Here is an 18,937-nt window from a genome sequence, read left to right as displayed (position 1 = left end):
CGAAAACTCAGCGGAAATCATTCATGAAACGTAAAGCGCTTTATATATCATGCGCCTCCTCGGGGTTACGGTTCAAGGGTCGAACACTACCGAGGAAATGCTCATGCAACACCCCTATCAGGCTCACCGCCAGTTGTTCCCCACGCTGTCCTCGAAGGTGCAACTTTCCAGCTGCTCTCAGAGCGCGCTGGCCACTCCTGTCAACGCTGCGGTCGGCGAATACCTTGCCAGCCTGACCCAGCGTGGCATGGACTGGGGCTTGTGGATGGACAAGGTGGGCGCGGCCAAAGCCGAATTCGCCAGAATGATAAATGCCGACGTCGAGGATATCGCAGTACTCTCGAGCGTCTCGGACTGCGCCTCGATAATCGGGTCCGCCCTGGACTTCAGCAGTGAGCGCAATGGTGTTGTCCTGGCTGAACTGGATTTTCCTTCCATCGGTCATGTCTGGATGGCGCACGGCAAGCGCGGCGCCCAGGTATCCATGGTCGACACTGAGAACTACTGCGCAAGCGCCGAGGCTTACAACCGGCTCGTCAATGAGCGCACCCGCCTGGTGTCGGTGTCGCAGGTGTCGTACTACAACGGCTTTCGCCAGGATGTCGAAGCAATCGTCCGCCATGCCCACGAGCAAGGTGCATTGGTCTTCGTCGACGCCTATCAAGCGGCTGGCAGTGAGCCCATCGATGTCAAGGCGAGCGGAGTAGACATGCTGGCCAGCGGCGTACAGAAGTACCTGCTGGGTGTACCCGGTATTGCGTTCATGTATGTTCGCCGTAATGTCGCCGTAACCCTGGAACCTACGTCGACGGGCTGGTTCGGTCGAGTCAATCCGTTTGCATTTGATATTCGAGGCCTGGATTACGCGCCTAACGCCTGCCGCTTTGACACCGGCACCCCCCCCATGATGGCCGCTTACGCCGCTCATGCCGGCATGAAATTGCTGAACGATGTCGGGATTGCGGGCATCCAGGCGTGGCAGACACATCTGTCGAACGTGGCACTCAAAACCGCACAGCACCTGGACCTATCCGTGGCCAGTCCAGTGGAGCTGACACGTAAGGCGGCCAATACGGCGATCCGCGTCAGTAATGCTTCGGTCCTGGAAGCCCAGATGGCCCAGGCGGGATTTATCGTTTCCGCCCGAAATGACGTGATACGCATCGCCCCTCACTTCTATAACACTGAGCAGGAAGTTCGCGATGCAATTACGCACCTCGCGTTTCTGACTAGAAAGTAAGTCTTAGAACTCTCCTTCCACAATAAAAATAGTAAACACCCTACGAACTCATAAGTTTACTTGTTTTAACACCTGCCCCCACCTGGCTGCAGATTGCTAGCAGACCGATAAAGACAAGAACAGAGGATACGCAGATGACCCATGAGGATTTGATTCAGCGAGAGCAAGGTTTAAGTCGCCGCCTCACCCAGGCGCAGTTAACCATGATCGCTATCGGTGGTGCGATAGGTACCGGTCTATTCATGGGCAGCGGTATTGCCATTGGCTATGCAGGGCCTGCGGTGTTGATCAGCTATATAATCGCCGCACTGATTGCCGTGATCATGATGTTCAGCCTTGCCGAAATGGCAGTAGCGCATCCTACCGCCGGTTCATTCGGTACCTACGCCGAGATGTACTTGAACCGCTGGTCGGGCTTTTTCCTCCGTTATACCTACTGGGCGGCGCAATCCATCGCAATCGGTAGTGAGGCCGTTGCAGTAGGGCATTACATGAACTACTGGTTCCCCGACATTCCAGTGTGGTACTTCACGCTTGGCTTTGGGTTTGCCATCATCTACATAAATACACGCTCCGTAGCACACTTTGGCAGCCTCGAGTACTGGTTCTCAATGATCAAGGTTGTGGCCATCTGTGCCTTTATCGTATTCGGCTCAGCCAGTATCCTCGGTATTGGCGCACCAGCAGTAGGCTTCGACAACTTCACCAATCAGCCTGGTGGTTTCATGCCCCATGGATGGAGTGGGGTCTGGATGGCGGTAATGATGGCGATTTTCTCGTTTTATGGCGTCGAGATCATCGCCGTCACCGCGGGCGAAGCGAAAGATCCACAGAAGGCGGTACCTCGCGCCATGCGTAGCCTGATCTTGAGGCTGTTCATCTTCTATGTGCTGGCCTTGGGTATCATCGTGGCAATCGTGCCCTGGATGAATGCCAGTACCCATGACGTCACCGAGAGCCCATTCGTCGCGGTCTTCTCCAACTACGGGCTGGCTTGGGCTGCCGGGGTAATGAATTTCGTGGTCCTCACCGCCGCTTTGTCGAGCATGAACGCCAACCTATACCTCACCTCCCGCATGCTGTTTTCGCTATCTCGCGCAGGGTATGCACCTAAGTCACTCGGCCAGCTCAACCGCAAGGGGGCTCCCGCCAAGGCCGCCATGGCATCAAGCATCGGCGTCTTGATTGCGGTGATTGCTTCGATGTACAGCCCCACGGCATTCAACTACCTGTTTGGTATTGCCTTGTTTGGGGGGATCATGGTGTGGCTGATGATCTTGATTTGCCACCTGTCGTTCCGACGTGCCTGGGAGCAGCAACAAGGTGCGACTCTGCCCGTGCGTTCGCCGTGGTTTCCCTGGCCGCAATACCTGGGGATCGCTCTCTTGCTGGCAATCCTGATCACCATGGGCTTTGACGACAGCTTCTGGCATACCGCGCTGGTGGTTGGCTGTGCCTGGACATTCCTGGTCAGCGCCTGTTACTTGCTATGGGGTAGGAAGTTGCAGCAGCTGGTCTTGCTCGACAAATCTTGATGACCCGCAAGTTGGGGCTGGGCTGCGCTTGCCGGCCACCAAATGCTAAGTGATCGCAACTGCCCGATATGCGCACTTTTGAACATGTAACTGCATCTTGCCAGCCTCCCCCAAGTGCACAGAATTGAAATACCGGCACACCTTGGATAGCGCCTGCTATCAGTGGATAACACGCACCGAGGCGACAGCGCGAAGATAATCCATCATCGACAACGTTCGTAGAGTCGCCCTTCTGATCGATCACTCACGTGGAGCAGGCACGATGGAAACCCAGGACAAGAAAAGACTTCACCACGTCGCAGCCCAACTGGCTGCCGGCGAGATCAAGGTCATCGACCTCACTCATACCCTTTCCGAACGCTTTCCAGCGCTGCAACTGCCCGCCGAATATGGCCAGGTGCAGTCCTTCAAGATTGAGAAAATCTCGAGGTATGACGAGGCTGGTCCTGCTTGGTACTGGAACAACTTCACCTGTGGCGAACATACCGGCACCCACTTCGACGCGCCGGCACACTGGATCACGGGACGTGATTACCCAGATAACAGTGTCGACCTGATACCGCCGTCGAACTTCATTGCACCAGCAGTCGTCATCGATGCCTGCGAGCAGGTTGCGAAGAACGAGGACTGGATTCTGACCGTCGACTTCCTGGAAAGCTGGGAAGCCCAGTACGGTCGGATTCCCAAAGGCGCCTGGGTCCTGCTGCGAACGGACTGGTCAAAGCGACTGCCTGACGCGAAGGCGTACCTGAACATGCGCGAAGATGGCGCGCATACCCCAGGTCCTTCGCAAGAGGCCATCGAGTGGCTCATTCAGGCGAGAGAGGTGCATGGGTTCGGTGTCGAAACCATCAATACCGATGCCGGCCAGTCTTACCTTTGGCCCGTGCCTTACCCCTGCCATACCTTGATGCACGGTGCAAACAAGTACGGTTTGCAGTGCTTGAACAATCTGGACCTGCTCCCCCCAGTTGGCGCACTTATCATTTCCGCCCCCCTGAAGATCGAAGCCGGCTCCGGTAGCCCTTTGCGCGTCCTGGCGCTGGTGGAGTAACCCATGGCCCGGTCAGGCGCACATGAGGTTATCTTCATCGGCAGCGGCATCAACTCCTTGGTAGGTGCTGCGCTGCTGGCCAAAAGAGGTAAGCGGGTGCTTGTTCTTGAGCGTAATGAACAGCTCGGCGGCTGCATCAGGACCGAAGAGCTGTTTCCCGGCTTTACTCATGAAGTGCTCTCCTCCTGGCACCCGCTGTTCGTGGGCAGCGCGGCGTATGGGGAGCTGAAGGCGGACCTCCACGTGCAAGGCGTGGAAGTGCTCTCCGGCGACTATTCGACCGGCTGGGTGAGACCGGATGGCAGTGGAATCGCCCTGAACCGGGATCTGGAAGACGTGTACAGGCGCCTGGAGTCATTGTCTCCAGGTGACGGCCTGGCACTGAAAAACTCGATCGGCCAGGTGCTGGGCGCCGATGGTACGCTGACGTTGAGCCTGCTCGGCAATGATCCCTACGGACCAGGGCTCATGAAACCGCTGTATCGTGCCTTGCGCGAACGAGGCATAGCCGGTCTGTTGGGTTATGCCAGCCAATCGTTGGAGACCTTTCGCCGCTGGTCCGAACGCACCTTCGCGTCGAGCGAAGTACGTGCATTGATTGCACCATGGGCTTTGCACTCCGGTCTCGGGCCGGACGATGCCTGCTCAGCGCTCATCGGTAAGCTCACGTTTGCCTCAGTGGTCAGCGGTGGGATGCCGGTCATCAAAGGCGGTGGGAGCAAGCTCGTCGACGCCCTCACTCGGATCATCGAATCCCGGGGTGGTAGCATGCGTACCCAAGTCGACGTACAGCGCGTGCTGCTCGACGGCGGACGACGCGCCCGGGCAACAGGCGTGGTCATAACCGATGGCACACAGTTCAGCGCCTCCGAGGCCGTCGTCTGCAATGTCACGCCTCAGCAACTCTACGATCGATTGCTGCCAGGCACGGAACCTGCCTTGCGCGCGCATGCGCGCACATACCGCTACGGACGCGGTTGCATGCAAATACACTTCGCACTTCGCGAAAAACCACAGTGGCTGACGGAGGAGCTCGGCCAAGTACCGCTGGTGCACCTAACCGAGAGCATGGAGCAAACGTGCTTGTCGGTTACCGAGGCGAACAACGGCCTTCTGCCATCAAGGCCGACCCTTGGGATAGGTCAGCCGATCACCGTCGATCGCTCACAAGCCCCGGACGGCTGCTGGATCTTGTGGATCCAGATGCAAGAGCTGCCGACGTACTTGCGTGGGGATGCCGCCGGCAAGATCCAAACACCGGCAGATGGTCGCTGGACCGAAGCCGTCCGTGAAGCCTTCGCCGACCGTGTCCAGACACGCCTTGAGGGCGTTATGCCAGGCTTGACTGACCTGGTCATCGGGCGCCGATGCTATTCGCCAGCAGACCTGGAGAATCTCAACTGTAACCTCGTTGGCGGCGACCCGTACTCGGGAATCTGTTCGCCCGATCAGTTTTTCTGGTTGCGCCCTTTCGCCCCTAGCCAAGGTGCGAAGGGCAATCGGACGCCCATCAGGAGTGTCTATCACATCGGCGCTGCGACACACCCTGGCCCTGGGCTCGGAGCGGGCTCCGGAACGCTCATCGCCAATCGGCTCGCCCCTCGATAGCCCGCATGGCCTGCGCTTGAACACCACTCCTCTTTGTGACGGGTAACGCTCCATGTGCGTGCCCGTCACCTTTTTCGCTCCCACAGCAAGGAAATAGCATGCTGTCCTCCATCCACAGCTACACGATCCATGACGGACATGGGCTCGCTCACGACCCTCTGCCGTCTATCTTGGGCCCCCGCCCGATAGGCTGGATTTCTACACGGAGCCCCAACGGTCAGGTGAATTTGGCTCCATACAGCTTTTTTAATGTCATCAACTACCAGCCTCCTCTGCTGGTGTTCTCCAGTGTCGGCATGAAGGACAGTGCGAGGAATGCGCTGGAAACCGGGTGCTTCGTCTACAACCTGGCCACCCGGCCTTTGGCCGATCAGGTCAATGCAACCAGCACACAACTTCCTGGAGTCGACGAATTCAAGGCTGCCGGACTGTCCCCCACCAGTTCCTTATGCGTTTCAGCGCCTAGAGTTGCCGAAAGCCCGGTCGCCCTGGAGTGCAAAGTAACGACCGTACAACAATTGAAGGCGCTGGACGGCTCTTCCCTCGACACCTGGATGGTTATCGGGCAAGTGGTGGCGGTGCACATCAACTCGGCGCTGATCTGTGACGGCATTTACGACACTGCGGCGGCGCAGCCGATCCTGCGAGGTGGAGGCCCATCGGACTACTTCCAGGTGTTAGCGTCGGGACGGTTCAACATGACCCGACCGGCCTGAGGATTAATGCCCTTGGTGCAGCTCCAGGGGCGTCTCAGGCTCTAGGGCGATGCTGCTCGATCAGTTCTTGAAGGATCTGCTTCAGGACTTCGGCCTTGTCCGCATCAATGCCGGAAAGGATCTCAGCCTCGTGCCGCTGTGCAAGTTCAATGAGTCCGGACACGAGACGTCGGCCGGAGCGTGTTACTCGCACCAGCGTGAAGCGCCGATCATCGAGGCTGGTGGAACGCTCGACAAGCCCCTGCTCCTCAAGTCTCAGGAGCAAGCGGGTCACCGTGGGCTGCTTGCTGACAGTCATCTGTACAAGGGCGGAGATCGACATGCCCCCCTGACTGGCCAGCGTGGAAAGCACGCGCCACTCGAGTACGGAGAGCCCATGCTGTTCAACAATGGCATGGAATTGCGTGGAAACCAGATACCAGGCCTGCCCGAGCAGCGCGGGAAGGTAGCTATCGACGAAATCCTTCGTTTTGGTCATGCAGCAGATAGCCTTAGACACGAGTCCGATTCCGTTCATTCTAACGCCTGAGAAAGGGCGAGGAGAACCCTCGCCCCGGCCCATCAGTACTTGCCCGACAACAGCGAACCGAAACCAGGTACGCAAGTCTCGAGGCCGAGCCGCTTGAGCATCATAAACGTGGTCGCCACCGACGATGAAAGCACGGGTAGACCGACACGGTCTTCGATGGCCTGGATCGCCTGCAGGGAAGGCATCTGCACACACGCCGAGGCCACCACCGCATCGACCCCGGAGGTCTGAAGCTTGCGGGTAATTTCAATCGGTGCGCGCGAATCCTGGCGCCCTACTTCCAGGTTGTCAGCGATCTCCAGCGAGATGCTGTCCACTACCTCGATGCCTTCACTTTCGATGTAATCGATGACCAGGCGTGTCAGTGGCTTCATGTAGGGCGCCAGCAGCGAGATCTTCTTAGCACCCACCGCGTGCAGGCCATCGACCAGAGCGCCCGCACTGGTTACCACTGGGGCTGGCGCGCCGTTGTCACAGGTGCGCTGATGCAGACGGCTTTCGGAAATGCGGTGATAGCCGTTGCCCATGCTCATGATCGCCACCAAGCAGGCATAACCAAGGACATCAACCCGAGCGTCGGACAGTTCCAAGGCACAACGATCACTGTCCGCGTCCATCGCTGCCAGCTCTTCCTTGGTCACGCGCTTCATCCGCATGCGGCTGGAGTGGAAGGTGAAGCGGTCAGCGGCGATCGCTTCACGCGCGCGCAGAATCGCAGGGATTTCCGTCTCCATGGTGGTGTTGGACGACGGCACGATTTGCCCGATGCGGTAATTTCGGCTGGCAGTCACGAAGCATTCTCCTGAAGTGGTTCCGCGGCGTTGTTTTGCGCCACGCTTACTGTGTCATTTGGGACATCCTCAAACCGTGCGGCCTGCAGTGAGCGCCGGTTCACCTTGAGGTCGAAGATGTCGAAGCGGTTGTAGTGCCCCGCAATGTCATGCATCTGCCGTGGCTGAATGCAGCGCGACAGGTCAATGTCGGCGTACACAATGCCTTCGGCATCGATCAGCGGCTCGCCGATCACCCGCCCATCAGGGCCGAGGAACCCGGAGAATGCGCTGTTCTTGCGGGTAAGCAGCTCCCGTGCGCGCGGGAAGTCCTTTTCCAACGCCGTGATGATCTCTTCCGAAACGGTTGAGCACGACACGGCGGTGAACAGCTTGCCTTCAAAGCAGTGAGCCGCCGCCCGCACCTTGATGGCGTCAGCCATGTCGTAGTCCGGCGGTGCGACAGGCAGGGAGATGTAACTCGCCACGTGCATCAACTCGCCTTGGGCTATGAGGGAGAAACGCGCCAGTGTATTGGTGTTCTCACCGCAAGCGAGTGCCCCAAGCGGGCCAACACTGGTTTCATGAACGCGGAGCGCCGACGCATCACCCGGAGCCCAGGTCAGTTTCTCGGCCCAGGTCGGCACGAGCTTGCGGTGCCGCCCCAGAATGCTGCCATCTTCGCCGATGGTGACCAGCGTGTTGTACAGCGTGCCGATACCCTGAGGGTTGCGCTCGTTGACGCCGATCACCACGTTGATCTTGTGACGGGCAGCGGCCTGCGCGATCTTGCTGATCTCCGGTCCCGGGATCTCGATCGCCGAGCGCGCTAGGCGTTCGAACCAGGCGCTCCCTTCGATCGGATTACCGATCCAGCTCCAGTAGGGATAACCGGAAATGAACACTTCTGGGAAGGCGACCAGCTTGGCGCCATTGCTCGCGGCTTCTTGGATCAGGCTGACGGTCTTCTCAACCGTGGCGTCCGTATCGAGGAAGACAGGGGCGGTCTGCACCGCCGCTGCTTTGAAACGAGGTAATTCGAGCATGAAATTTCTCTCTGCTTAAGAAACGGCTCATCAGCCCTGAGGGGTTGCGCCAGTGCGCGGCTCGCTACCGACTGCCACCACTGGGTTGCGCAGCTCACCGATCTTCTCGACATAGGCCTGCACCACGTCGCCTGGCCACAGCCATTCCTGCGGCGTGCGACCTGCCCCGACGCCGGCAGGCGTGCCGCTGGCGATGATGTCACCCGGTTCCAAGGTGATGCCGGCGCTGATGTCCGCGATCAGTGTCGGGATGTTGAAGAGCAGGTGACGGGTGTTCGATTCCTGCTTAACGACACCGTTGACCTTCAGGCTCAGGTTGAGGTTGTGCGGGTCAGGCAACTCGTCAGCGGTGACGATGACCGGACCGAACGGAGCATAAGTGTCCTGCCCCTTGGAGTAGATCCACTGGCCGGCACGACGGTTGTCGCGGGCGCTGATGTCGTTGATTACGCTGTAGCCGAACACGTAGTTCAGCGCATCCTGACCGCTGACACCCTTGGCCCGCTGACCGATGATGACGGCCAACTCGACCTCCCAGTCCATCTGGCGGGTGATGCTCTCGTTGTGTTCGATCGCGTCGCCAGGGCCAATTACGGTGGTTGGCGGCTTGGAGAAAATTACCGGCTGCTTCGGCAGTTCCTTCGCTGTGTCCAGGGTGCGGCTCGACTCCTCGACGTGTTCGACATAGTTGAGGCCGATCCCGAAGATGTTCTTACGCGGCCGCGGAATCGGAGCCAGCAGTTTGACGTTCCCGACCGGCGTTGCGGCCCCCAGGGGCCATTTACCCGCATAGCTGTTTAGCAAGGCGGTCGTGCTCGCCACGGCCTGTGGGCCCAGGTCGATGAAATCCAGCATGTTGTCCGGGATGGCGTGGCCTGCGTGCACGCCGACAGCGTGCAGATCGATCACCAGGCCTTCGACAATTGCACCCAGGCGGGCGGCGGCGTTGACGTTGCTGCGGTAAGTAACCAGGCGCATAAAAACTCCAGAATCTAAGTATGAATTGCGGTGAGTTAATGGTTGGATACGACGGGCTGGTGACCGTCGTTGTCAGCAAGCGCTTCTTCGCGGTACAGGCCGAGTTTTTCCATTACGGGCAGATCACTGAAGCAGAACAGGCAGGCGTCATCGGAGGCGCTATCGTTGATGTGTTCATGCCAGGCCCAGCTCGGTACGCAGAAAATGTCGCGCTCCTGCCAGTCGAGCCGTTGCCCATTGATGATCGAATGGCCTTTGCCCTTGGCGACTTGGTACAGGAAGCTGCCGGTATGCCGGTGGGCCTTGCCCACGAAACCGGGTCGAAGCAGTTGCATGCTCGCGCCGATCGTGGCCATGACGTGGCCACCGCTGACCGGGTTGGTGTAGTGCATCAGGGCACCGTCAAACGGGCTGTCCTCGCGTGCGGCGGCGTAACGGCGTAGCGCCTCGTAGGTGGGCTCCCACTGATACTTGAACAGTGGGGAGTACGGTTTGCTCCAGCCGATATCGTGGGGGCGCAATCCGGCAGCCCCCCACAGGCTGACGGAGTCGTCCACCGGGAAACCGACCGCCTGCTGCAGGTCCGGATGGACAGCATAGAAGCCGGCCTCGAGGGCGTTCACCAGCGGAATGTCGAGCCCATCCTGCCAGATGCATGGCGAGCCCTCGGCCTCCACCCCGTGCTCGTGCCAAGTCCCATTCGGAGTAAGCACAAAGTCGTTGGCGCCTAAGGTCATCTTGTGCCCATCGACGATGGTGTAGGCCCCACTCCCTTCCATGATGAAACGCAGTGCGGAGGACGAATGAGCGTGGGCCGAAGCCAGTTCGCCAGGGTGCATGACTTGCAAGCCTGAGTAGAGCCAGCCTACTGCGGCCGACACCTCGGTTCGGCCGGGGTTGTTGAGGTAAACAACTCGCCGACCCGCTTTCTCCGGGGTCACCAAGTCAACCGAGCGCAGGACGATGTCACGGAGATCCTTGTAGCGCCAGATAACCGGCACCGAGTCCGACTTCGGCTGCCACGGCTCGATCTTGTTGGCCACCGTCCACAAGGCGCCAACCTTCAGCTCCTCCAGTTGACGGTAATAAGCCAGCAGTTCGGGCGTGTCTTCAACATCTGCGCGGCCGAGCGTGCTTTCGCGGTATTGATCGTAGGATTTAGTCATTGTTTTCTCCTCTGGACGTCATGTCGTTCAGGTCTAACCACGGGGCGACAGGCTGCGCTCCAGGTAGTCTTTGCCCCACAGGTACTGCCTAGGCCACTGCGAAGTGCTCCAACCCAGCCGCGCAACCTCGCGCAGGAACCAGGTCGGCTCTGCCAGATAAGGGCGAGAAATTGCGCAGAGATCCGCCCGGCCGGAGGCGATGATTCCATTCACCTGGTCAGCATCGCTGATGGCCCCGACTGCGATGGTCGGCACGCCGGCCTCGTTGCGGACCCGATCAGCGAGCGGTGCCTGGAACATGCGCCCGTACACCGGACGCTGATCAGCCACTACCTCTCCGCTGGATACGTCGATGACGTCCACACCGGCGGCTTTCAGCGCACGGGCGATCTCAACGGCCTCGTCCACTGTGGTGCCACCAGCGGCCCAGTCGGTGGCCGAGATGCGTACCGACAACGGCAGCGTATCGGGCCAGGCCTTGCGGACTGCCGCCACCACGGCCAGAGGGAAGCGCAGGCGGTTCTCCAGCGAACCGCCGTACTGATCGGTGCGCTGATTGCTCAGCGGCGAGATGAAGCTGGACAACAGGAAGCCATGACCCGCCTGCACTTCCAGCCAGTCGAAACCGGCCAGCGCAGCACGGCGAGCGGCTTGGGCAAAGGCTTCGCAGATCTCCGTCAGGTCTTCTTCGGTGGCCACTTTCGGGGTCTGCGACACGCCTTCCAGGTAGGGAATCGGGCTCGCCGCCACCAGCGGCCAGTTGCCCGCAGCCATTGGCTGCTCTGGCTGTTCCCAGCCCTTTTGCGTTGACCCGCGGCGCCCACAGTGACTCAGCTGGATCCCAATGCGCGCCTGGCTATTGTTATGAACAAACGCGGTCACACGCTTCCAGGCCTCGACCTGTCCGTCATTCCACAGCCCCGTGTCGGCTTCCGTAACGCGCCCCTCTGGACTCACGGCCGTGGCCTCCGCCATGACCAGACCGGCACCGCCCATAGCCCGGCTGCCTAGGTGAACCAGGTGGAAGTCGCCCGCCATCCCATCGACCGCGCTGTAGAGCATCGTCGGCGAAACCACGACCCGGTTTGCCAGAGTGACCTGACGCACAGTGAACGGCGTCAGCAAAGGTGGGTTTGGGCGACCAGATGGATCGGCTTCCACGCCCGCGCGTTTGGCCAACCATTGCTCGTAACCGCCGAGCCATTGCGGATCCCGCAAGCGCAGGTTCTCATGGGAGATGCGCTGGGAGCGCGTCAGCAGCGAATAGGCAAACTGCTCGGGCTCGAGGTCTTCATAGCGCGCGACATTCTCGAACCACTCGGTCGAGTTTCGGGCCGCGTTCTGGATCTTGAGCACCTCCACCCCACGAACCTTTTCATAGTGTGCAAGACGCTCGCGCAGGGGGCCGGCGGCCTTGAGGGTGTTGCAGAGCTCGATAGCATCTTCCAAGGCCAACTTGGTGCCTGAGCCAATCGAAAAGTGGGCGGTATGAGCAGCATCCCCCATCAATACGACAGGCACTTCCTGGGCGCTTTCGCCGAACGGCTGGGTCCAGTGCACCCATCGCCTGCACATGACCCGCGGGAAGCGAATCCAGATTGCCGAACCGCGAAGATGAGCGGCATTTGAGATCAGCGGCTCGCCTTGCAGCCACGGCGCGAAGATCATCTCGCAGTAGGCGATACCCTCTTCCTGGCTCATCTTGTCGATGCCAGCGGACTGCCAAGCTTCGTCCGTCGTCTCGACGATGAAGGTCGAGAGACCATCTTCGAACTGGTAGGCGTGAGCCTGGAACCAGCCATGCGGAGTCTCGACAAACAGGAAGGTGAAAGCATCGAAGACCTTGCGCGTCCCCAGCCAGACGAAACGGCAGTTGCGCTGATCGATGTCGGGCTTGAAAATCTGCTCGTAGCGCGTCCGGATCGGGCTGTTGATCCCGTCGGCAGCAATGACCAGATCCGCTTCATACTTGCGGGCGATTTCCTGGTCGTCTTGCACTAGCGTCTCGAAGACCAGCTCCACGCCAACCTCTTCACAGCGTGCCTGCAGGATATTCAGCAGCTTCTTGCGGCCGATGCCGATGAAGCCGTGTCCACCGCTGCGGACCATCTCACTTTTGAAATGGATGTCGATGTCGTCCCAACGGTTGAACGCGGTCGCGATGGTTTCAGCGGATACGGGATCGGCTTCGCGCAAGTTGTCCAGCGTGGCATCGGAGAACACCACTCCCCAGCCGAAAGTGTCATAGGGGCGGTTACGCTCAATGACGACTACACGGTTACTGGGATCATGAAGTTTCATCAACAAGCCGAAGTACAAGCCCGCTGGCCCACCACCAATGCATGCAATATTCACGATTCGCTCCTTGATTTATTGTTGATCGGGCGAAGAAACAAGGGCCTGCCGCAAAACAGCAGGTATTTCAATGGCCTTATGTGTCAACAACGATGTGGTGACGAGGACCTGCGTAACATTGATCCGAACCTCTCCTTCGGGCGATCGGCACATCAACTGAAGTGTCAGCGACTTCGAGCCGATCCGGTCAACCTCCAGAGAGAGAATCACGTCATCGCCCATCTTGCTGACCGATCTGAAATCCGCTTCAATTCGCACCGAGGGCAAGCCGTACTTCAGCTCAGCGATGTAACCTGCAAAACCGACCTCCGGCAGCAGATGATCCACCCAGGCTTCGAGCAGGTTGTTGAACATCACGAAATATTGCGGATAGAACACAATTCCTGCCGGGTCACACTCGGCGAACTTTATCTTGTGCAGTTTTTCAAACTTCTTTGGAGTCATGAGAAGTCATCCTTCCACTGTCAGCGCATGACGATTGAGGCATTCCTTCAACTTGAGGCCATGCTCATCGGCGAGTGCAGCGTTTCTGAGTTCACGCAAGGTAGGTGCACCAAGGTTCTGGTGGTGGTTATCTACTGCCGCCATTAAAGTTTCGAAGTTCCTTAGCCCTCGACTATGGGTATCGCTGTACCCCTTCACGAGGCGCTGACACTGCACGACCTCCAAGGCGACCGTGGGGTCTATGGCAGCAAGACGCTTGATACGCTCTAGCCAGGACTCGATACGTGCATTCTCCAGCTGGAAGCGGAGCGTGACCCGACGCCAGCGACGCCACCTGGCCAAGCCGTGCAGGAGGATAAAACCGCCCAGCGAGCTGGTTTTCACCGTCCGTCCTTCCGTGGTCATGCGCGCTACTAGCCGGTGGACTGCGTGCGGCCTGGCCAACCAGCGCCCCAGGCCGGCGGGCAGCGTTTCGCAGATTTCTACCAGGCGCGGATGCATGTACTCCTGGATATGGACGACCTGATCGGCTTTACTGCGGATCTCACCGTGCACGCGCTCAAAGCGAGTGCCACGACTTTTGAGGTCCGCGACACGAATGGTGTCCTCGAAAGACATCCAAAGCGCGAGGTGTCGAGCGCCTTCTCGCAGCAGCGCCCGATCATTGCCGCCGGGGGCGGCGGCCAGGGCCTCCAGACGATCGAGGTAGAGGGCCGCATAGGCAGGATCCTGATAGTCGATCAGCCGCTTGACTCCCTCGAATGCCAGCTGAGCCACATCATTAGGAAAGACGTCGAACCGCTGCACCAGGCGCATCACCTCGGGATGGAGCTTTTGTGTCTTGGCGACCTGCCATGCCGAATCGTTGGTTCTGCCTGGTGTTGCCGCCGGCGCTTCGTCCCTGACCTGGGCGAAGCCCAGATCAAACGCCTTGAGGCTGGGTTTTACCCCGACACCACCACGCTCGATGGTTTCTTCGAACTGCTTGCGGTTGAACGGCAACACCCCAGCGCCACTGAGGGCGCCAAAGAGCACCGCAGAAATGACGCTGCCGGTCTTTTCTGCAGCCTTTTCCATGTCGAAGCAGAAGAATTGCTGCGCGGCTCCCCGGGCCTGGTCCATCAGCGCCTGACTGGATACGCGACCATCTCCCATGGCCGATTTTTCAGCGATGGAGTAGACCCGGTGCGTGGAGGAAATCAGCGTCGTCCGGTCGGTCGTGACAAATCCGCGCTGGACAGCACGACCAGCCTCCATCAGTTCGGAGGCGAGAACGATGTCAAGATCCCCGGGCAACGGCGCCTGCGACAGCACGGGTACTCGCCTGCCGCTTATATTCGCACCTGGAAAGAGTTCAACGTAATAGATCGTCGCCCCGGTACGCTGGGCTACACCTGGCACCGACGTGGTTTGGGCGAAATATCCATTATATTCGCCAAGATTGACGATCCAGTCGGCAAGTACACCGCCGCCCTCGCCGCCCATCGCAAGAATGGCAATTTTGATTGGCTCATCAGTCATCGAGGTTTTCCAACGAGTAATTGTTTTGTTTGTGAAAACTAATATGCAGCGACCACTCAACCCCATGTCACTGACGTGGCAACAGCGCCACTGCCAGTGCGGCAATCAGCGCAATGCCGGCGAAGACGTTAAAGTTCGACTGCACACACAGCCACCTCCGGCAAGCCATCTAATAACGGACCAGTCATTGCACCCCGCCGCGAGAAACTTAGCCCCCAGCCATTTGCTGCGGCCCTGACATTCGCCGGGTAGTAACTAGCCATATGCCCAGTCAGTATCAATGAAGCGGAGATAGTTCCCAGTCCTGCCATCGCCACCAATACATAGTTGATGATCATTGCGTGAGGCCACATCAGTGCTGCAATGGCTAGCGCCCCCAGCAGATAGAACAAAGCGACCATCATACGAACACCAAATCGATCAGCCGCCTTTCCGAGAAACAGGCCGCCAATTGCCGAGGCCAAGCTGAATACCACCAGCAAGCTGAGACTCGATCCCAAGTCATACCCGTTGCGCCGGATGATTGAAGGGAGCCAGGTGTTCAGCGCGTAAATCAGCAACAACCCGCAGAACAGCGCTACCCAGAAACATGCCGTTGCCCGGAAGTTGCGCGCGGAAAACACCTCGGTCAGTACCTGGCGCCATCCAGACTGCACAGGCCTGTCATGCGGGAACTGCGCCGGCAGCGCCACGCCAAGCGCACTTGCCACTCGCGCAGCCTCCTCCACACGTCCGCAGCCGAGCAGGTACTCAAGCGACTCTGGCAGCGCACGAGCCATGGGCAGGATGGCAACTAGCGGTAGCAGGCCAAGCCCGACTACGCTGCGCCACCCGTGATCCTGGATCAGCCACATCGCAGTGGCGGCTGCAGTCAGGATGACGATTGAGTAACCGGAATACATGATCCCGTAGTTGAAGCTGCGCCGATGCACGGCCGAGTACTCAATAGTCAGTGCGGCAGCCACGGGAATCACACCGCCCAGCCCCAAACCTCCGATAAAACGGAACGCACCGAACCATCCCGGGGTCGGGGCCCATGCCGCGCCACCCATGGTCAACGAGAAGAGCGTCACGCACAGCAGCAATATGCGACGACGCCCCAGGAACTCACTCACGGTGCCGACTGCAAATGCGCCGATGAACATGCCAATCAAGGCGTAGCTGCTGAGGGCCCCCAACTCGAGGGGCGACAGGTTCCAGGCACGGTCCTCGGCCATCGACGGCAGGATGGCCCCCATCACGCCAACGTCGTAACCCTCAAACAGGATCGCGAGCCAGCACACGAAGAGCACGCGCCCGGTAACCTTTGCCGGTGGATTGGCCGCTGACACTGCGGCGCCTTCGCTCTTCGTGCTCAATGCCTTCATAGTGCGTACTTCGCACGACGATTGGCCTCGTTACGCTGCATCCAGCCAATGATCGCACGGGTAAATCGTTGCCCCAGGCGATCCAGGAAGTTTGGATTGCTGACAATCTGCGCCCGGTAGAACGAAGGGCACAACACCGCCGCGTGTGCAACTTCGCCACAGTTGCCGCAACCGACGCAGCTATCGATGACGGTGGCAACCGGGTCCTGGCGCAACGGATCAGGATTCTCACGAATAGACAGCGACGGGCATCCAGACAGTCGAATACAGGAGTGATCCCCCGTACAGGTATCCGGATCAATGCCGAAACGTTCGCGAACTACGCGCCTGCCCTCGCCCAGCGCTTGACGGGTTTGCTTCTTCTCCCGGCGTTGGCGGTTGAGCATGCATTCGCTTTGGGCGATCAGCACCTTAGGCCCAGGTTCAGCAGTGGTCAGCGCCTCACGCAGCGTGGCGGTCATGGCCTTGAGGTCATACGTCCGTTTGATGGTCCGCACCCACTTGACTCCGACCCCTTTGACGGCCTCTTCAATCTCATGGCCGGTACTGCGCGTTGGGTTAACAGCGCGGGAGGACAACACGTCCTGCCCGCCCGTAGCCGAGCTGTAGTTGTTGTCGACGATAATTGTCAGGTTGTCACTTCGGTTGAACACCGAGTTGGCAATCCCGCTGGTCAACCCGTTGTGCCAGAAGCCACCGTCGCCCATGACTGCGATGGCTCGGCGCTTGGCCGGTGCGCTCCCAGGAGCGACGGTGAAGGCTGCAGCCGCCGCACCACCGAGGCCATAGCCCATGGTGGTATTGCCAAGGTTGAACGGCGGCAGAATCGAGAACAGATGACAACCGATATCGGCGCTGTAGTGATGCGGCCCCAGCTCTCGCTCGATGAGCTTCACGGCTGTAAAGATTGGCCGCTCCGGACAGCCAGTGCAAAGCCCTGGCGGGCGAGCATGGACCGTCTCGTCCAGAGACGGCAGCGCTGCAGGTAGGAACTCTGCCACCGGCGCCGACTCGGACACCGAATCCAGTTGCACCAGGGGGATCAGCTCCCCCCTTCCGGCGTCGGCTTGCGGAGCAGCAGCAATAGCTTTGCCGCTCTGCGGATCGAAACGCATCACTGCCACCGACGTGCTGACCTTGGCCGAGGCTGCCGCCCCCTTACCCGTCCGGGAAAGAAACTCTCGAATGCCTTTGAGCACGATTGCGGTGCTGTAATCACCCGCCAATGGCAGTACATCCTTGCCGTGGATGGCGACGTCGATCCCCCGCTGATGGAAAATTGCCGCAACGTTCTGCTCGACGAAATTGGGTTGTCCTTCTTCGACGATCAAGACCGCACGCTTGCCGGCAGCAAAGCGCTCAAGCTCATCGTCGACCAACGGATAGGCCACGTTCATGACATACAGCGGGATCTGCGAGTCCCCGTAGACGTTGGCCAAGCCGAGCTTCTGCAGTGCACGAATGACTGTATTGTACGAGCCACCTTGCAACGCAATGCCGATATCGCTGGCATCTTCCGCGAAGAACTCATTGAGCTGCTTTTCCTTGATGAAGCGGATGGCGGCAGGCCAACGTTTTTCGACTTTCTCGCGCTCATGCAGGAAACTGGCTGGAGGCAGAACGATTCGGTTCAGATCACGGGTGGGGTTTTCCAGAGCATCTTTTACCGTGAACGCCGGCGGGCGGTTTTCAGACGTGATGAACTGACCATGCAGGTGGCAGGAGCGGATGCGCATCTGCAGCATCACGGGGGTATTACTGGCCTCGGACAACTCGAAACCGTCTTTTACCGCCTGGACAATGCAGGGCAGGTTTGGCCGGGGGTCGAGCAGCCACATCTGCGACTTCATAGCGAAGGCATGGCTACGCTCCTGCATGATGGACGAGCCTTCGCCGTAATCTTCCCCGACGATGATCAGGGCACCGCCGGTTACGCCACCGGAGGCCAGGTTGGCCAACGCGTCGGAGGCCACGTTGGTGCCAACGGTCGCCTTGAAAGTAATAGCCCCTCGCAGTGGATAGTTCACCGAGGCCGCCAGCGTCGCCGCAGCCGTGGCTTCACTGGCACTGTTTTCGAAACGAATACCGTACTCAGCCAGCAGGTCCTGCGCATCCGACAGCACGTCCATCAAATGCGAAATCGGCGCGCCTTGATAACCCGCCACATACGCGACGCCAGACTCCAGCAGCGCCTTGGTGACGGCCAAGATGCCCTCACCACTGAAGACTTCGCCAGGTGCCATTCTGAGCGCCTTGACTTCCTCTACAAACGATCTCTCGGCCATCGTGCATCCTCAGGGCTGTCGCCCGCAAAGCTTGTATTTATGGACGCTACTTTTCCGCGCTTGCACGGGCACCGTCAATACATGATTTATCATGTACTTTGACTATCAGCGCTACGCGGATAGAGTTGGCAAAGGCTGGACAGAGCACCGTTCACGCGCCCTCCTAGAGGGCATGAATAGCGGCTTTTGCCCCGCATAAGAGCACCCTGATCAGCACCGTTTAAGCCGAAATACTCGGTGATAATGGGACTTCAATTCGTTACTGGAATAACGTCAGGTTGAACCGTTGCGGAACTGCAGCTGACGAACGCCCGTCGCCACGT

The 18,937-nt window shown here is 59.2% G+C and carries 15 protein-coding genes; 5 read left to right on the top strand and 10 right to left on the bottom strand.

Going from position 1 to position 18,937, the window contains the following annotated elements; all coding sequences use genetic code 11:
• Nucleotides 1-103: 103 nt before the first annotated feature.
• From ACY8GK_RS03950 to ACY8GK_RS03930, 5 genes are all read left to right on the top strand, one after another.
• Nucleotides 104-1,240, top strand: coding sequence for an aminotransferase class V-fold PLP-dependent enzyme (locus ACY8GK_RS03950; protein WP_462402372.1), 1,137 nt, complete (start codon nt 104-106; stop codon nt 1,238-1,240).
• A 134-nt stretch (nt 1,241-1,374) separates the two neighbouring features.
• Nucleotides 1,375-2,775 carry an amino acid permease gene (locus ACY8GK_RS03945; protein WP_462402371.1) on the top strand — a complete coding sequence of 467 codons (1,401 nt, stop codon included), beginning with the start codon at nt 1,375-1,377 and terminating at the stop codon, nt 2,773-2,775.
• A 262-nt stretch (nt 2,776-3,037) separates the two neighbouring features.
• Complete coding sequence (locus tag ACY8GK_RS03940) at nt 3,038-3,829, top strand: cyclase family protein (RefSeq protein WP_462402370.1); 792 nt, start codon at nt 3,038-3,040, stop codon at nt 3,827-3,829.
• Between the two features lie 3 nt (nt 3,830-3,832).
• Complete coding sequence (locus ACY8GK_RS03935; protein WP_462402369.1) at nt 3,833-5,437, top strand: phytoene desaturase family protein; 1,605 nt, start codon at nt 3,833-3,835, stop codon at nt 5,435-5,437.
• A gap of 98 nt (nt 5,438-5,535) precedes the next feature.
• Nucleotides 5,536-6,153: a flavin reductase family protein gene (locus ACY8GK_RS03930; protein ID WP_462402368.1), complete on the top strand. Its 618-nt coding sequence runs from the start codon at nt 5,536-5,538 to the stop codon at nt 6,151-6,153.
• A 34-nt stretch (nt 6,154-6,187) separates the two neighbouring features.
• Here ACY8GK_RS03930 and ACY8GK_RS03925 read toward each other — a convergent pair whose 3' ends face one another.
• From ACY8GK_RS03925 to ACY8GK_RS03880, 10 genes are all read right to left on the bottom strand, one after another.
• Nucleotides 6,188-6,631: a MarR family winged helix-turn-helix transcriptional regulator gene (locus ACY8GK_RS03925; RefSeq protein WP_462402367.1), complete on the bottom strand. Its 444-nt coding sequence runs from the start codon at nt 6,629-6,631 to the stop codon at nt 6,188-6,190.
• A gap of 83 nt (nt 6,632-6,714) precedes the next feature.
• A complete protein-coding gene (locus tag ACY8GK_RS03920; protein ID WP_462402977.1) occupies nt 6,715-7,416 on the bottom strand; it encodes a maleate cis-trans isomerase family protein in 702 nt (233 codons plus the stop codon).
• Between the two features lie 53 nt (nt 7,417-7,469).
• A complete protein-coding gene (locus tag ACY8GK_RS03915) occupies nt 7,470-8,498 on the bottom strand; it encodes a carbon-nitrogen hydrolase family protein (RefSeq protein WP_462402366.1) in 1,029 nt (342 codons plus the stop codon).
• 30 nt (nt 8,499-8,528) lie between these two features.
• Nucleotides 8,529-9,476, bottom strand: a complete 948-nt coding sequence (locus ACY8GK_RS03910) for a fumarylacetoacetate hydrolase family protein (protein WP_462402365.1) — start codon at nt 9,474-9,476, stop codon at nt 8,529-8,531.
• A 35-nt stretch (nt 9,477-9,511) separates the two neighbouring features.
• Entirely contained in the window at nt 9,512-10,642 is a 1,131-nt protein-coding gene (locus ACY8GK_RS03905) for a cupin domain-containing protein (RefSeq protein WP_462402364.1), read from the bottom strand.
• Between the two features lie 33 nt (nt 10,643-10,675).
• Entirely contained in the window at nt 10,676-12,997 is a 2,322-nt protein-coding gene (locus ACY8GK_RS03900; protein WP_462402363.1) for a bifunctional salicylyl-CoA 5-hydroxylase/oxidoreductase, read from the bottom strand.
• A gap of 15 nt (nt 12,998-13,012) precedes the next feature.
• Entirely contained in the window at nt 13,013-13,441 is a 429-nt protein-coding gene (locus ACY8GK_RS03895) for an acyl-CoA thioesterase (RefSeq protein WP_462402362.1), read from the bottom strand.
• Between the two features lie 6 nt (nt 13,442-13,447).
• A complete protein-coding gene (locus ACY8GK_RS03890) occupies nt 13,448-14,962 on the bottom strand; it encodes an indolepyruvate oxidoreductase subunit beta family protein (protein ID WP_462402361.1) in 1,515 nt (504 codons plus the stop codon).
• A 128-nt stretch (nt 14,963-15,090) separates the two neighbouring features.
• On the bottom strand, nt 15,091-16,329 hold the full coding sequence (locus tag ACY8GK_RS03885) for an MFS transporter (RefSeq protein WP_462402360.1): 1,239 nt from the start codon (nt 16,327-16,329) through the stop codon (nt 15,091-15,093).
• Entirely contained in the window at nt 16,326-18,614 is a 2,289-nt protein-coding gene (locus ACY8GK_RS03880) for a thiamine pyrophosphate-dependent enzyme (protein WP_462402359.1), read from the bottom strand. The genes ACY8GK_RS03885 and ACY8GK_RS03880 overlap by 4 nt, the downstream gene beginning before the upstream one ends.
• Nucleotides 18,615-18,937 lie beyond the last annotated feature (323 nt).

Source organism: Pseudomonas sp. Marseille-QA0332, from assembly GCF_054950175.1.
Note: the sequence above shows the minus strand (reverse complement) of the source record. Positions and strands in the feature narration are given on the sequence as shown.

Excerpts from the sequence above, each read along its gene's own strand:
- ACY8GK_RS03930 (WP_462402368.1), top strand. The coding sequence starts at position 5,536 with ATGCTGTCCTCCATCCACAGCTACACGATCCATGACGGACATGGGCTC.
- ACY8GK_RS03895 (WP_462402362.1), bottom strand. The coding sequence starts at position 13,441 with ATGACTCCAAAGAAGTTTGAAAAACTGCACAAGATAAAGTTCGCCGAG.
- ACY8GK_RS03885 (WP_462402360.1), bottom strand. The coding sequence starts at position 16,329 with ATGAAGGCATTGAGCACGAAGAGCGAAGGCGCCGCAGTGTCAGCGGCC.
- ACY8GK_RS03935 (WP_462402369.1), top strand. The coding sequence starts at position 3,833 with ATGGCCCGGTCAGGCGCACATGAGGTTATCTTCATCGGCAGCGGCATC.
- ACY8GK_RS03915 (WP_462402366.1), bottom strand. The coding sequence starts at position 8,498 with ATGCTCGAATTACCTCGTTTCAAAGCAGCGGCGGTGCAGACCGCCCCT.
- ACY8GK_RS03905 (WP_462402364.1), bottom strand. The coding sequence starts at position 10,642 with ATGACTAAATCCTACGATCAATACCGCGAAAGCACGCTCGGCCGCGCA.
- ACY8GK_RS03880 (WP_462402359.1), bottom strand. The coding sequence starts at position 18,614 with ATGGCCGAGAGATCGTTTGTAGAGGAAGTCAAGGCGCTCAGAATGGCA.
- ACY8GK_RS03910 (WP_462402365.1), bottom strand. The coding sequence starts at position 9,476 with ATGCGCCTGGTTACTTACCGCAGCAACGTCAACGCCGCCGCCCGCCTG.
- ACY8GK_RS03925 (WP_462402367.1), bottom strand. The coding sequence starts at position 6,631 with ATGACCAAAACGAAGGATTTCGTCGATAGCTACCTTCCCGCGCTGCTC.
- ACY8GK_RS03890 (WP_462402361.1), bottom strand. The coding sequence starts at position 14,962 with ATGACTGATGAGCCAATCAAAATTGCCATTCTTGCGATGGGCGGCGAG.
- ACY8GK_RS03945 (WP_462402371.1), top strand. The coding sequence starts at position 1,375 with ATGACCCATGAGGATTTGATTCAGCGAGAGCAAGGTTTAAGTCGCCGC.
- ACY8GK_RS03940 (WP_462402370.1), top strand. The coding sequence starts at position 3,038 with ATGGAAACCCAGGACAAGAAAAGACTTCACCACGTCGCAGCCCAACTG.
- ACY8GK_RS03920 (WP_462402977.1), bottom strand. The coding sequence starts at position 7,416 with ATGGAGACGGAAATCCCTGCGATTCTGCGCGCGCGTGAAGCGATCGCC.
- ACY8GK_RS03950 (WP_462402372.1), top strand. The coding sequence starts at position 104 with ATGCAACACCCCTATCAGGCTCACCGCCAGTTGTTCCCCACGCTGTCC.